Origin of the sequence: Nonomuraea roseoviolacea subsp. carminata (genome assembly GCF_024172185.1) — a bacterium.
Taxonomy (GTDB): Bacteria; Actinomycetota; Actinomycetes; order Streptosporangiales; family Streptosporangiaceae; genus Nonomuraea; species Nonomuraea roseoviolacea.
In genome coordinates this window covers 4,084,796-4,097,972 of sequence record NZ_JAMZEC010000001.1, presented here as the reverse complement: position 1 = coordinate 4,097,972, position 13,177 = coordinate 4,084,796, and the positions used below count along the sequence as shown (strand labels likewise).

The window sequence follows — 13,177 nt, the reverse complement described above, 5'->3', positions numbered from 1 at the left end:
AGGCGTGACAGCTCTTTGTACCGGGTCTGGACGTTTCTTGTGCGCCATATGCACACCCTTGTCTCAGAGATCCCACCAGAAAGGGTCGTCCGATGAAGCTCAACGGAGCGCTGATCACGGGTTTCGCGCTCTTAGTCAGTCTGGGGACCGGTACGGCCGCTTCCGCGGACCCCGCGCCCTCCCCCACGGCTTCGCCGGTGCCCGCGCCGACCTCCACCGCCACGGCGGAGACGGCGACGACCCTCGCGGCACCGAACTTCCAGCTGCCGTTCCCGTGCGGCCAGAGCTGGACGGGCAACTCCAGCGGAAGCAGCGCCCACCAGTCGTACGAGATCGACTTCAACCGGGGCGGCACCCCGGACGCCGACCTCGGCGACACCGTCGTCGCCGCGGCTGCCGGCACGGTCGTGATCTCGGCGCACCAGGGCTCGACCAACGGCTTCGGCAATCTGGTGAAGATCGACCACGGTGACGGCTACGCCACCTACTACGCCCACCTGAACAGCCGCGCGGTCAGCACCGGCCAGACCGTGTCGCAGGGTCAGACGATCGGCACGGTGGGCAACACCAGCAGACCGGGCAACGACATCACCCCGCACCTGCACTTCGAGGTGCGCAAGGGCACCAGTTACCCGGCGAACATCCAGAAGGCCGTCTTCGACGGCGTGACCTTCGGCTACCCCGTGCAGACCGTCACCTCCAGGAACTCCTGCGGCGGCACCCCCAACCCGCACACCGCGGAGTCCGTCTGCGGCCCCGGCCACAAGGTGATCGACTCCGCGGCCCTCGGGTCCGCCGGCACGGTCTACCTGCTCTACAACGGCTCCAACGGAACGAACTGCGTAGCCACGATCAAGTCGACGTCGGTCGGCACGGCCACTGCGGTCTCCGCCTACCTGGAGGTCGCGGGCGCGGCGCGCAAGACCGACACCGGCGACTTCGCGTACTACGCGGGCCCCGTGACCGCCTCTGCCGCCGGCAAGTGCGTCAGATGGGGCGGTTCCGCCGGGTCCATCACCTACACCAGTCCCTCTGAGCATTGCGGATGATGAAGACTACAACTCTTGTGATCGCCGGACTCATTGCTCTGTCCGGCCCGGCGGTGGCCCATGCCGCCACCGCGACCCCCGCCGCCACCACCGCGGCCGGCCCGCTGGCCGACGCCTTCACCAAGGCGGCCTCCACGTACGAGGTGCCCCGCGACCTGCTGGTCGCCCTGGGCTACGCCGAGACGCACCTCGACAACCACGAGGGCGAGCCGAGCGCGAGCGGCGGCTACGGCGTGATGCACCTGGTCAGCAACCCCCAGACCAAGGCACTGGAGGAGGCGGCCAAGATCACCTCCATCCCGGTCGCCAAGCTGAAGACCGACGACGCGTCCAACGTCCTGGGCGGCGCCGCCGTGCTGCGCGCCAAGGCCGACGCGCTCGGGCTGGACGCCACCGCCCGCAAGGACCCCGCCAAGTGGTACGGCGCGGTGGCCGCGTACGGCAACCTGGCCGACGACACCACGGCGCGCATCTACGCCGACGCCGTCTACGAGGCCCTGACCTCCGGCGTCGACGTGGCGGGCGTGCAGACCGAGCCCGAGCAGGTGACCCCGGACCGCGGCAAGTACGCCGACGACGCCCCGCGCGCCCTCGCCTCCTCCACCGACTACCCGGGCGCCATCTGGAAGGCGGCGCACAGCAGCAACTACGCCGTCTCCAACCGGCCGACCAGCGACAAGATCGACCGCATCGTCATCCACGTGACGCAGGGCTCGTACGCGGGCACGATCTCCTGGTTCCAGACCGGTCCCCGCCCGAACCCCACCTCCGCCCACTACGTGATCCGCTCCTCCGACGGTCAGATCACCCAGATGGTGCGCGAGAAGAACCGGGCCTTCCACGCCGGCAACTACAACCGGCGCTCGGTCGGCATCGAGCACGAGGGCTACGTCGACAACGCCTCGTGGTTCACCGACCAGATGTACCGCGCCTCGGCCGCGCTGACCCGCAACATCGCCGACCGCTACGGCATCCCGAAGGACCGCAGCCACATCGTCGGCCACAACCAGGTTCCCGGCTCCGACCACACCGACCCGGGCCCGAACTGGAACTGGACGAAGTACATGAGCTACGTGACCGGCGGCACGGGCGGCGGCGGCTCCACCAACCCGCACACCCCCGAGGAGGTCTGCGGCTCCGGCTACAAGACCATCGACTCGCAGGCCCTCGGCACCAGCGGCACGGTCTACCTGATGTACAGCAGCACGGCCGGCAAGAACTGCGTCGCCACCATCAAGAAGGTCTCGCTCGGCAAGGCCAGCGCGACCAGTGCCTTCCTTGAGGTCAAGGGCGCGACGCGCAAGACCGACAGCGGCAACTTCGAGTACTACGCGGGCCCGGTCCAGGCCGCGGCCGCGGACAAGTGCGTCAAGTGGGGCGGCTCGGTGGGCACGGCCACCTACACCAGCGACTTCGAGCACTGTACCTGATCCCCTGAACCATCTCCTTCCCTCCTCCCGGTGGCCCGGCGTCCCCTCCTGACGCCGGGCCACCGCCCTTTCCCCCGGCCTTCGCCGCCGCCGTCCTCACGTGTGTCCCGGTGATGGGCGGGGGTCAGGCGGGCTGGAGGGCGTCGAGGATGTCGATGACGTACACCGTCCGCTCGCCCGCGGCCCGTCCCGGCTCGGACAGGGCCAGGCGGGCGCCGACGTGGCCGCCCACGAGCCCCGACACCCACGACGCGGGCGCCGCCCCCGGCGCGAGCGTCACGGCGCTCGGCCCGCCGCGCCGGTAGGACGAGTCCAAGACCCGGCGCTCGGGCAGCCGCATCGCCAGGTACTGCACCACCACCCTCGCCCCCGCCCGCACCTCCGGGCCGGAGCCGTCGATGAGCGTCCTCGGCCCGTCGAGCGGCAGGCCGTCGGGCACGCTCGGCAGCGGCTTGCCCACCAGGCGGGCGTCCGGCGGGTAGCCGCCGAGGACGTCGAAGACCACGACCACGACCGCCTCGGGATCGACCCCGTCCAGGGCTACGCCGGGGCCCGCCGCCTCCGCCGCCGTGCCGACCAGCAGGACCCGGCTGCCGGCCGGCCGGTCCAGGAGCGCCTCGCGCCAGGTCGCGGGCACCGCACGGCCGTCGAAGGACACCAGGACGGGCTGCCGGGCGTCGTACGTGCCGCCCTGCCTGCTGCCGTCCGACCACAGGCGTACGGACACGTCCGCGAGCACCACGTCCCCGGGAGCGGTCCGGCGGCCGTCGCCGATGGACAGGACGGCCACGCGCGGGATGCGCCCCGGCTCGCCGGCGGGGATCGCCACCGCCGGCTCCGCCCCGAACGCGCCGGTGACCATCGGCAGCCCGCCGTCACCGACTCCGCAGGACGTCGCGAGCACGAGCATGGCGGGCCAGAACAGGCGCACGATCCCCTCCGGAGGTGCCGGAAAACTCCGGAGCGGCGAGGTCTCTCCGGAACTGCCTGATCCGGCGCGCCGGATCCGCAGGGATCCTTGCCGTGATCGGCCCAAGCGAAGCCGATAGGAGGTCAAAGAGGCGGCACACTGGGGGGCGTGAGCAAGCCCAACCTGTCCCGCCGGGTCGCCGAGGCCGCGGGGATCGCCCTGGTCAACCGGAAGTACGTGACGTTCGTGGACGTGGTCACCGGACTGCGGTGGCTGCACTCGCGCCACGTCGACACCTGGCGGCAGGGCCGGGCCGCCACGCTGGCCGAGCTGGCTGCGGTGGACGACGACCGACTGCTCAGCGCGGCGGCGCTGCTGCGCGAGTGGGCCGAGAGGCAGGGGCTGCGGCCGATGGAGGCGTCGTACGTGTCGGGCGGCCGTGACCGGCGCGAGCTGCGGTTCACGTCCGGCGACCATCCGCAGGAGGCGTTCCGCGTCCATTGGGTGTCGCCGGAGCTGAGCGAGGCGCGGGTGCGGCGGCTCGCCGAGCGCCAGAGCAAGGCCCCCGACCTGGTGGCCGTCGCCCCGCTGGAGGCGTGGACGTGCGCCTCGTGCGGCGACACCGGCCCGTACCTGATCATGGAGGACGACCGGCCGCACTGCCTGACCTGCGCCGACATGGACCATCTGGTGTTCCTGCCGTCGGGTGACGCGGCGCTCAGCCGCCGGGCCAAGCAGGAGAGCGGCCTCGCGGCCGTCGTCGTGCAGTACAACCGCCGGCGCAAGGTCTACCAGCGCAAGGGCCTGCTGGTGGAGGAGCGCGCGCTCACGCTGGCCGAGGAGCGCTGCCTGGCCGACGAGGAGGCCCGGCTGCGCCGCCGCGAGCGCGACCGGGAGCGCCGGGCCGAGCAGGACGTCGAGTACCTGACGCGGATGGCGGCCGAGATCCGGAGCCTGTTCCCCGGCTGCCCGCCCGAGCGGGCCGAGGAGATCGCCGCGCACGCCGCCCTGCGCGGCAGCGGCCGGGTCGGCCGTACGGCGGCGGCCAAGGCGCTCGACGCGAACGCGATCACCCTGGCCGTGGTGGCGTCGATCCGTCACCTCGACACCGACTACGACAGGCTGCTGATGGCGGGCGTCCCCCGGGCCGAGGCCCGGGACCGGATCCGCGACGCCATCGAGGCCAGACTGGACGACTTCAGGAGGGCGACATGACCGAGTGGTCACGAGTGCGTGACGAGCTGCGGGACTTCGCGCTCGGCCTGCCCGAGACCCGCGAGGACCACCCGTGGGGCGAGACCGTCGTCAAGGTCGGCAAGAAGGTCTTCCTCTTCCTCGGCATGGACGGGCCGTCCGAGAGGACGGACGAGCCGGCCGATACCACGGAGGACCCGGCCGGGAAGTGGGCGCCGGGCTTCAGCGTGAAGCTGCTGTCCGAGGCGCACGGCCACGCGCTGACCGTCGAGGGCGCGGCCCCCACCGGTTACGGGCTCGGCAAGGCCGGCTGGGTGACCGTGCCGTTCCTCGCCGAGCTGCCCGACACCGAGGTCCTGCTCGACTGGGTCGAGGAGAGCTACCGGACCATCGCGCCGAAGCGGGCGGTCAGGGCGTTGGACGAGCGGCCCTGACCGCATGACTCCTCACTTCGCGAAGGCGGCCAGCGCGATGCGCAGGGTCCGCTCGTTCTGGCCCTGCGCCTTGGCGTCGGTGGAGTTGACCGAGTACGCCAGGGTGCGGCTCAGATCGCGAGTGGCGCCCAGGCCGGCCGAGGAGCCGTACCGCGCCCCCGTCTTGCCGTAGGCGACGATGCCGCCCGGCAGCTCCAGGCGGGTCAGGCCGGAGGTGTAGACGGCCGGCTTGTCCGTGCCGAACATCGTGACGTCCGGGACCGTGAACATCGGTTCGAGCTGCGCCGCGGGCACGACCTTGCCGGAGAACAGCGCCTTGACGAACTTCTCCAGGTCGGCGGTCGTCGAGATGAGGTCGCCCGAGGCCCACGTCGAGGTGACGCTCGTCTCGGTCATGTCCACGAGGTGGGCGTCGCCGTAGGCGAAGGAGTCGGGGAAGCCCTTGGGCACCACCTGGTAGCCGTGGTTGTGCCGGCCCTTGATCCGGACCGAGTCGCCGGGCAGGTAGCTGTCGCGCATGCCGACCGGGCGCAGGATCCGCGTGGTGACCTCGTGCTCGTACGAGCGGCCGGTGACCTTCTCGATGATCATGCCGGCGACGAACGTGTTGGTGTTGAGGTAGTGCTGCCGCGTGCCGGGGGTGAACTCGATCGGGTTCTCGACGGCCCTGGCGACGTACTTCTCGGGGGTCCACTTCTGGAACCGGGTCTTGTAGACCCACTCCAGGTCGCCGGGGACCTTCGGCGACGGCAGGCCGCTGGTGTGGTTGAGCAACTGGCCGACGGCGATGGCCGGGTAGTCCTCGGGGAGCAGGCCGGGCAGGTACTCCTGCACGGTGCCGTCGAGCTTGATCCGGCCCTCGGCGACGAGCTGGAGCACGACCGCGGTGGTGAAGATCTTCGTGACGCTGCCGGCGCGGAACCGGGCGCCCTCGCGGGCGGGCCGCTTGGTGCGCACGTCGGTCACGCCGGTGACGCCGTGCCAGGAGCCCTTGGTGCCGCCGATCCGGACCTCGGCGGCCGTGGCGTCGGGGCCGGGGATGCCGGCGATGGCGGCCTTGAGCGCCGCCTCGTTGATCGGCGGGAGCCCCGCGGCCGTCCCGTACGTGGTGGTGACGGCGGCGGTACGGGGCGTCGCGGCGAGGGCGGCGGGGCCGGCGGCGACGGTCGTGAGGGCGGCGACGGCGAGCGCGGCGGCGGCGAGGCGGGTGCGGTTCATGATGGTGAATCTCCAGGTCGGAAGGGGTTTTCGAGCTGGCTCCATCCTGTCGATCACGCCTTTCCGGCGGATCGCCGAGACCGGCGATCTTCCGCCTCCCTCTCACGAGGGAGCCCGCCTCGCCCCGCCGGGCGAGCCCTCCGCCGTCGGCTCCGGTGTCACCCCCTGGGGGGAATGGTGGCGATGACCCGGTTCACCCCGTTCTCGTAGCGGCGGGCGTACCAGTTCTGCACCGGGTTGTGCGTCACCGGGTCCAGCCGGAACGTGCCGCGCGGGCTGTCCACCTGCTTCACCTGGCCGAGCGCCCGCGTCAGGTCGCCGCTGTCGGCCCCGCCCTCCGACACGGCGAGGTCGATCAGCCGCATGGCGTCCCAGCCCTGCACGGCGACCGTGGACGGGTCGCGCCCGGTCGCCGCCCGCCACCTGGCCGTGAACGCGGTGTTGGCCGGGTTGGTCAGCGCCGGCGAGTACAGGCCCACGCTGGTCATCCCCTCGGCGTCGGCGCCGACGGCCGCCACCACGTCCTCGTCGGCGAGCTGCTGGCAGGCCAGCAGCTCCACCTTCCGGTCGTAACCGAGCTGCTTGTACGTCCTGGCGAACGACACCGCCTCGGCTCCCGCGTAGAAGGCGTACAGCAGCTCGGCGTCCGCCGGGACGCGGCTCAGGTACGGGCCGAGGTCGGTGGCGTCGCCGAACGGCGTGAGCACGCGCTTGACCGGCTCGGCCCCGAAGCCCGCGGCGAACCCGTCGAGCGTCTGGACGCCCGCCGAGTAGTCGGACGCCATCGCGACGGCCCGGACCCGGCCGTGGACCTGCGCCGCGTACCGGCCGGCCGCCTCGCCCTGCTCCCGGTTGGTGGACGACACGCGGAACACCGCCGGGCCGCCGAGCTCGTCCGCGCCCGCGTTGGCGATCACCACGGGGGTGCCGGTCACCTCCCTCACCACCTCGACGGCGACCGGGGAGGAGACCAGGCCGGTGATCACGCTGACGCCCTCGCGGGACACGAGCCGCCTGGCCTGCTGCCGTCCCTGGTCGGGGCTGCCCGCGTCGTCGGCGACCACGAGCCGCGCCGGCCTGCCGCCCAGCAGGCCGTCATGGGCCTGGAGGTAGAGGCGCATGGCGGTCTCCATGTCCTCGCCGAGCCGGGCGTACACGCCGGTCCGCGAGATGATCGCGCCCACCTTGACCACGGGGTCGTGCCGCACCTGCATCGCGGGCGACGCGCCGCACCCGCTCACCAGCAGCGCCACCGCCGCCGCGGCGGCCCTCCCCGCCGTGCCGATCACCGGCCGGACCCGGCTCACCACCGCGAGCCCAGCCGTCCCCAGTCCCCGGCGCTCCGCCGCGAGCCCGGCCGTCCCCAGTCCCCGGCGCACCACCGCGAACCCGATCGGCCCCCGCCCCCGGCGCACCACCGCGAACCGGGTCGTCCCCCGTCCCCGGATCACCGCTCGAACACGGCGCGGACGGACCCGAGTCCCTCGATCCGCGCCTCGAACACGTCGCCCGCCTCCACCGGCACCACCGGCCCGAGCGCCCCGGTCAGCACGACGTCGCCCACGCGCAGCGGCCGGTCGGTGCGGCCGACCGCCCCGGCGAGCCAGGTGAGCGCGTTCAGCGGGTGGCCCAGGCAGTCCGCGCCCGAGCCGGCCGACACCTCCGTGCCCGCCCTGGTCATCGTCATCGCGGCGGCCCGCAGGTCGAGCCCGGCCAGCGGGACAGGGGTGCCGCCCAGCACGAACCCGCCGCCGGAGGCGTTGTCGGCGATCGTGTCGACCGGCGTGATGTCCCAGCCGGCCACGCGCGAGTCGGCGATCTCGATCGCGGGCAGCGCGAAGTCCACCGCCCTGATCACCTCCGCCACCGTGAACGGCCTGCCCACCAGGTCACGGCCCAGCACCAGGGCGACCTCCGCCTCCGCCATCGGCTGGAGGAACCGCTCCACCGGCACGGGCAGCCCGTCCAGGAACGCCATGTCGGCGAACAGGACACCGTGGGAGCACTCGCGGGCCCCGAACCGCTCCCGCACCGCCGCGTTGGTCAGCCCCACCTTCCGGCCGACCGGGCGCCGCCCCTCCGCGAGCGCCCGCCGGGTCGCGATCTCCTGCACGGCGTAGGCGTCGCCCGGCGTGCTGATGAGCTCCCTGACCGGGGGACCCGGCTTGCCCGAGCGCGCCGCCTCGGCGAGCCGCTCGGCCGCCTGTCCCCTGATGTCCACCGCGTCCGACCATTCGTCCTGCATGCCGTACCGTCCTGTCCGCGTCGCCTGCCCTCTGCCAGCTTCGCACCGCCGGACGCCGCGCGGCAGCGGCCATTCCGTGCGGCTCTCGTACGGGATGCGCGATCCTGGACACCATGGACAAGCGCATCGATCAGGTGACCGCACACGACGGCTCGTTCGACGTCCACCTCTGGCTGCCCGAGCGGGGCAGCGGGCCGGGCATCCTGCTGGTGCAGGAGATCTACGGCGTCGGCCCGTACATCACGAAGGTGGCCGAGGAGCTGGCGGGGCGGGGCTACGTGGTGGCGGCGCCCGACCTGTTCTGGCGGTTGCGTCCGGGCTGGATCGGCGAGCACACCCCCGAGGGGACGGCCGCGTCGATCGAGCTGGCCGCCGGGTTCGACCTGCCGCAGGGCGTGGCCGACTGCGCGCTCACGCTCGTCCATCTGCGCGGGCTGCCCGAGGTGACGGGCGGGCTCGGGGCGCTGGGGTTCTGCCTGGGCGGCTCGGTGGACTACATGCTCGCCACGCAGGCCGAGCTCGACGCCGTCCTGTCCTTCTACGGCTCGGCCGTGCCCGAGGCGACCGGGCTGATGGAGCGGATCTCCTCGCCGCTGCTGCTGGTCTTCGGCGGGAGCGATCCGTACATCCCGCGCGAGCAGGTGGCCCGGGTCGAGGAGGCGGCGCAGGGGCGGCCCGGCGTGCGGGTGTACGTGGACGAGGAGGCCGGGCACGCCTTCCACAACAGCGAGGCGCCGATGTTCCACCACCCGGAGGCGGCGCGGCGCGCCTGGAGCGTCGCCCTCGACTTCCTCGACGCCCACCTCCCGCCCTCCTGATCTGTCCTGACCTGTTCGACGGCCGTTCGGGCAGCCGGCCCGCCGTAAGACGCGGGCCGGCCGCTGCCAGGCCGCAGAGGATCAGATGGGCCAGCCGATGATGGCGATCATGGGGAACCTCCTTCCGTCAGTCGCTCTCTGCCGACGGAGACAGCATCCAGCCAGGTGAAGACCATGATCAACGATCATCTCGTAAACGCACCGGTTACCGGACGATTCATGATCACGGAGCGGAGCTCGGCGGGCACGGAGAAGTGCGGCAGTGAGCGGCCCGGCGGGGTTCGGGCGTGTCAGGGAGACGTGTAAAGGGCGTGGCGGGGCTGTCCTGAAGGACAGGTTCTCGTACCCATGATCCGGCCCCCATGATGGTCCGATGGCGCGGACTTGGGAGCTGTGGGGAAATATCATCATCGCCGCCGTTTTGGCACTTCCGCCAGCGGCGGCCCTCGCCTGGTTCCTCGCCCGGCGCCGGGCCCGCGCCGGCCACCCCGCGCCGGTCCGCACGGCGCTGGCCGACGTCGGCATCCCGGCCGGCACGCTTCCCTGGCTGTGGATGATCCTCACCCCGGCCACCGGTCAGGAAGGTGTCAGTCTCGTCCCGTTCACCGACCTCGTCACTCTCGCCGGAGCGCCTGGGGGCGCGGTGTTGACGCAGGTCGGAGGCAATCTGCTGGTGTTCGCGGCACTCGGCGCGCTGCTGCCGGTACGCGGCCCGCGCTTCGCCTCCGCGGCGCGGGTGGCGGCCGTCGCCGCCGCCGCGTCGGTCACGGTGGAGGTGCTCCAGTACGTGCTGCGGCTCGGCCGCTACTCGTCCGTGGACGACGTGCTCGTCAACACCACCGGCGCCGTGCTGGCGGCGCTGGTTACTCGCCGCTGGTGGGCGTCCGGATAAAGACGCGCACGGTTCCCGAATAAGGGACGGTGGAAACCCATTCCGGTTCGCCACATGGGCACGATTCGCTCAAAAGAAGCACGCGACCAACCTGCGTATCTGTGCGATCGTGGACAAGACGGGGCAAGTTCTCTGGAGACGCCAAACCCGGTTGGTGACAGAGGGTGGTCAAACGTGTCTGAATCCCCGGTACCCCACGATCCCCCCATCTATCGACGCATCGCCGACGGCCTCCGCGCCCGGATCCTCTCCGGCGACCTGCGCGACGGGGACCGGCTGCCGGGCGAGAACGCGCTGATGGCCGACTACTCGATCGCCCGCGCCACGGCACGCCAGGCGCTGGCCGTCCTCATCAACGAAGGTCTTGCCGTCCCCAAACGAGGGTCGGGGGTCTACGTGCGCCTGTTCAAGCCGATACGCAGGCACGGCTCGCGCCGCCTGGCACGCGACCAGTGGGGCGAGGGACGCGCCATCTGGGACGCCGACACGCGCGGCCGGCCGTTCACCGTGGACGAGGTGGAGGTGCTGCGTGAGGAGGTGCCCGAGGACGTGGCCGACATCCTGGACAGCCGCGAGGCGTGGACCCGGCGGCGGCGCTACTCCGTCGACGGGCGGCCGGTGCAGCTCGCCACCTCGTACTTCCCCGCGCGGGCGGTCGAGGGCAGCGCCATCACGGCGGCCGACACCGGGCCGGGCGGCGTCTACGCCAGGCTGCGCGACCTCGGGCTCGCCCCGGCGCACTTCACCGAGGAGATCCGGGCCCGCATGCCCGCGCCGAGGGAGAGTGAGCTGCTGGGCCTGCCGGGCGGCACACCGGTGATCGTGATCGCCCGCACCGCGTACACGGCGGGCGGCATGCCGGTCGAGTACAACGAGATGGTGCTGGACTCGGCGGCCTACGTACTTCAGTACGACTTCGACGCCTAGGTCAAGCGGCGTTGTCAAGCGGGTAGGTTGACCTGTCCTTTGCGATCATAGATTTCTCTAGAGAAGTCGCGCACCCTTCAAGGAGATGGAACCTCGCAGGGGGCCCCGGAAGGATGACCCGAATGTCCTTTGACCGGCACCTCGCCGACATCGCCCGGGAGTTTCCCCAGTGGACCATCTGGCGAAGCGACGCGGGCCGCTGGTGGGCGACACGTCACCAACCGCTCAGCGACGCGCAGCGCGACGCCGGATGCGCGATGACCATCGACGCGGACGACCCGGAGGACCTGCGCGAGCGGCTCCGGGAGCAGGAGATCAGGGCCGGCGATCCGGCCGCCGCGGCCGGTGACCCGGAGCGGCGCGCCGGGCCCGCGCCGTCCTGAGCGCGCGCCACCGGCCGCACCGGGCCGGGGCGGGCGCGTACGAGCAGCCCGGTGCCGGGTCCAGCGTCTCGGCGGCCCCGGCACCGGGCCACCAACGGGGCCACGTGCGCGGAAGCCTCCGACCCGATCGGGGGCGGAGGCTTCCGCTCTCTGGGCCGCGTCCTCACGGCCGTCGCGGTGAGAACGCGGTCCGGGTGAGAACGGCGTTACTGGTGCAGGTCAGACAGGCGGCCCAGGTTGACGTCGGTGTCGTCGGACACCCGGGATGTGTTCGGCGTCCCCGGCCGAGGCTCATCGTCCTGGACGATGATGCGGACGTCGTCCTGGTCCGCGGGCTCCCGCGGGCCGCCGGCCGTCTTCTGCCCCTCGAAGGCCCGCTGGTCGAACGGCCGCTCGCCCGCCTCCTCCGGCCGGTCCTGAGGCGGCGGCGCGGCGTGGGCCTGCCGCGGGTTGTGGCCGACCGGCGCGGTGCCCGCGTCGTGCGCGCCCTGGCCGGCGGGCACGGCCTGGCCGGCGGACCCGACCTGGTCGTCGGCCGCCGCGTGGTCGTCGGACGCGGCACGGTCCTTCGGCGCGGCGTGATCGTCGGCCGCGGCCCGGTCTTGCGGCGTGGCGTGGCCACCGGACGGGGCGCGCTTCTTCGAGGCGGCGTGGTCGTCGGCCGGGGCGCGGTCCTTCGGCGTGGCGTGGTCGTCGGCCGGGGCGCGGTCCTTAGGAGCGGCGTGGTCGTCGGGCGCGGGGCCGGCGGCCGGCTCGCGCGGTGACCTGGGCTGCTCCAGCACCAGCGGCCCGGCCGCGCTCTCGTTCCGCATCAGGTCGCCCAGCACCGAGCCGATCTCGCTGAGCCGGCGCACGACCTCGGTGTGGGTGTTGGTCAGGTACTCGACGCGGCGGCCCGCGTGCTCGTCCAGCGCGGCCACGCGCCGGTTGGCGTCCTCCAGCGCCGACTCGGCGTCGTTGCGGGCGGCGGTGAGGACGCGCTCGGCCTCGGTGCTCGCCGACTCCAGCAGCCGGGCCGACTCCTGCTCGGCCCCGGTGACCAGTCGCTCGGCCTCGGCCCGGGCGGTGCGCAGGGTCTCGTCGGCCTCCGCGCGGGCGGTGGTGAGCTGCTCCTCGGCGTCGGAGCCCGCCTGCGCCAGCATGCCCTCGGCCGCCGCCGTGGCCTCGGCCACCCGGCGCTCGGCCTCGGCCTGCGCCGAGGTCAGGATCTCGTCGGCGGTCGCGCGGGCCGAGGAGACGAGCCGCTCGGCCTCCGTCGCGGCCGCCTCGCGCAGCCGGGCGGCCTCGGCCTCGGCGTCGGCCCGCTTGGCCGCCGCCTCCTCCTCGCCGAGCTTGAGGATCTGCGCCAGCCTGGGGCTGAGGTCCTCGTAGTTCTGCGGCGCCTCGACCATGCGCCGCCGGGCCTCGGCCAGCTCGACACGGCCCTGCTCGGCCTGCTCGATCGCCCTGGCCAGCCGTTCCTCGAGATCCCGTATCTGGTTGCGGGTCCGCGTCATGTAGTCGTGAACCTGACGGCGGTTGTAACCGCGCATCACGACCTCGAAGGTGTCCTCTTGCATCAGATCGGGAATGCTCTCGTGCTGGTTTGTCATGGGGGTTACCTAAAGGTTTGCGTGAGCCGGGGGATAACTGCGGGTTGTGAGGGTCTGGCAGCGAGACGTCAGGAAACGACTCTCC

At 72.6% G+C, this 13,177-nt stretch carries 13 protein-coding genes; 8 read left to right on the top strand and 5 right to left on the bottom strand.

Translation table 11 applies throughout. The features are described 5' to 3' along the window. Positions 1 to 92: 92 nt before the first annotated feature. Positions 93 to 1,049 carry a M23 family metallopeptidase gene (locus HD595_RS19185; RefSeq protein WP_253770914.1) on the top strand — a complete coding sequence of 319 codons (957 nt, stop codon included), beginning with the start codon at positions 93 to 95 and terminating at the stop codon, positions 1,047 to 1,049. Further along, entirely contained in the window at positions 1,046 to 2,479 is a 1,434-nt protein-coding gene (locus HD595_RS19180) for an N-acetylmuramoyl-L-alanine amidase (RefSeq protein WP_253770912.1), read from the top strand. The genes HD595_RS19185 and HD595_RS19180 overlap by 4 nt, the downstream gene beginning before the upstream one ends. Before the next feature lie 124 nt (positions 2,480 to 2,603). Here the strand turns inward: HD595_RS19180 and HD595_RS19175 are convergent, their stop codons facing one another. Continuing rightward, entirely contained in the window at positions 2,604 to 3,410 is an 807-nt protein-coding gene (locus HD595_RS19175) for an FKBP-type peptidyl-prolyl cis-trans isomerase (RefSeq protein ID WP_253770910.1), read from the bottom strand. Positions 3,411 to 3,557: 147 nt separating this feature from the next. Between HD595_RS19175 and HD595_RS19170 the strand changes: the two genes are divergently transcribed. Continuing rightward, the gene (locus tag HD595_RS19170; RefSeq protein WP_253770908.1) at positions 3,558 to 4,604 is read left to right on the top strand and encodes a DUF2293 domain-containing protein; all 1,047 of its coding nucleotides are present in this window, start codon (positions 3,558 to 3,560) and stop codon (positions 4,602 to 4,604) included. After that, a complete protein-coding gene (locus tag HD595_RS19165) occupies positions 4,601 to 5,017 on the top strand; it encodes an MmcQ/YjbR family DNA-binding protein (protein ID WP_253770906.1) in 417 nt (138 codons plus the stop codon). Before HD595_RS19170 ends, HD595_RS19165 begins: the two co-directional genes overlap by 4 nt. Before the next feature lie 12 nt (positions 5,018 to 5,029). On the opposite strand, the gene HD595_RS19160 is transcribed toward HD595_RS19165, so the two are convergent. The 3 genes from HD595_RS19160 to HD595_RS19150 form a co-directional block, all read right to left on the bottom strand. After that, the gene (locus tag HD595_RS19160) at positions 5,030 to 6,235 is read right to left on the bottom strand and encodes a serine hydrolase domain-containing protein (protein ID WP_253770904.1); all 1,206 of its coding nucleotides are present in this window, start codon (positions 6,233 to 6,235) and stop codon (positions 5,030 to 5,032) included. Positions 6,236 to 6,393: 158 nt separating this feature from the next. Beyond that, positions 6,394 to 7,686, bottom strand: a complete 1,293-nt coding sequence (locus HD595_RS19155) for an ABC transporter substrate-binding protein (protein ID WP_253770901.1) — start codon at positions 7,684 to 7,686, stop codon at positions 6,394 to 6,396. Next, the gene (locus HD595_RS19150; RefSeq protein WP_253770898.1) at positions 7,683 to 8,480 is read right to left on the bottom strand and encodes a 2-keto-4-pentenoate hydratase; all 798 of its coding nucleotides are present in this window, start codon (positions 8,478 to 8,480) and stop codon (positions 7,683 to 7,685) included. The genes HD595_RS19155 and HD595_RS19150 overlap by 4 nt, the downstream gene beginning before the upstream one ends. A gap of 113 nt (positions 8,481 to 8,593) precedes the next feature. On the opposite strand from HD595_RS19150, the gene HD595_RS19145 reads away from it, so the two are divergent. From HD595_RS19145 to HD595_RS19130, 4 genes are all read left to right on the top strand, one after another. After that, the gene (locus HD595_RS19145; protein ID WP_253770896.1) at positions 8,594 to 9,298 is read left to right on the top strand and encodes a dienelactone hydrolase family protein; all 705 of its coding nucleotides are present in this window, start codon (positions 8,594 to 8,596) and stop codon (positions 9,296 to 9,298) included. Between the two features lie 373 nt (positions 9,299 to 9,671). Then, positions 9,672 to 10,190, top strand: coding sequence for a VanZ family protein (locus HD595_RS19140; protein WP_253770894.1), 519 nt, complete (start codon positions 9,672 to 9,674; stop codon positions 10,188 to 10,190). A 174-nt stretch (positions 10,191 to 10,364) separates the two neighbouring features. Next, positions 10,365 to 11,117: a GntR family transcriptional regulator gene (locus HD595_RS19135; protein ID WP_253770890.1), complete on the top strand. Its 753-nt coding sequence runs from the start codon at positions 10,365 to 10,367 to the stop codon at positions 11,115 to 11,117. 122 nt (positions 11,118 to 11,239) lie between these two features. Further along, positions 11,240 to 11,500 carry a hypothetical protein gene (locus tag HD595_RS19130; protein ID WP_175589973.1) on the top strand — a complete coding sequence of 87 codons (261 nt, stop codon included), beginning with the start codon at positions 11,240 to 11,242 and terminating at the stop codon, positions 11,498 to 11,500. A gap of 206 nt (positions 11,501 to 11,706) precedes the next feature. Here HD595_RS19130 and HD595_RS19125 read toward each other — a convergent pair whose 3' ends face one another. Next, positions 11,707 to 13,092 (bottom strand): hypothetical protein, encoded by a 1,386-nt coding sequence (locus tag HD595_RS19125; protein ID WP_253770889.1) that lies wholly within the window; start codon positions 13,090 to 13,092, stop codon positions 11,707 to 11,709. Between the last annotated feature and the right edge of the window lie 85 nt (positions 13,093 to 13,177).

Excerpts from the sequence above, each read along its gene's own strand:
- HD595_RS19185 (WP_253770914.1), top strand. The coding sequence starts at position 93 with ATGAAGCTCAACGGAGCGCTGATCACGGGTTTCGCGCTCTTAGTCAGT.
- HD595_RS19180 (WP_253770912.1), top strand. The coding sequence starts at position 1,046 with ATGATGAAGACTACAACTCTTGTGATCGCCGGACTCATTGCTCTGTCC.
- HD595_RS19165 (WP_253770906.1), top strand. The coding sequence starts at position 4,601 with ATGACCGAGTGGTCACGAGTGCGTGACGAGCTGCGGGACTTCGCGCTC.
- HD595_RS19160 (WP_253770904.1), bottom strand. The coding sequence starts at position 6,235 with ATGAACCGCACCCGCCTCGCCGCCGCCGCGCTCGCCGTCGCCGCCCTC.
- HD595_RS19150 (WP_253770898.1), bottom strand. The coding sequence starts at position 8,480 with ATGCAGGACGAATGGTCGGACGCGGTGGACATCAGGGGACAGGCGGCC.
- HD595_RS19145 (WP_253770896.1), top strand. The coding sequence starts at position 8,594 with ATGGACAAGCGCATCGATCAGGTGACCGCACACGACGGCTCGTTCGAC.
- HD595_RS19140 (WP_253770894.1), top strand. The coding sequence starts at position 9,672 with ATGGCGCGGACTTGGGAGCTGTGGGGAAATATCATCATCGCCGCCGTT.
- HD595_RS19130 (WP_175589973.1), top strand. The coding sequence starts at position 11,240 with ATGTCCTTTGACCGGCACCTCGCCGACATCGCCCGGGAGTTTCCCCAG.
- HD595_RS19125 (WP_253770889.1), bottom strand. The coding sequence starts at position 13,092 with ATGACAAACCAGCACGAGAGCATTCCCGATCTGATGCAAGAGGACACC.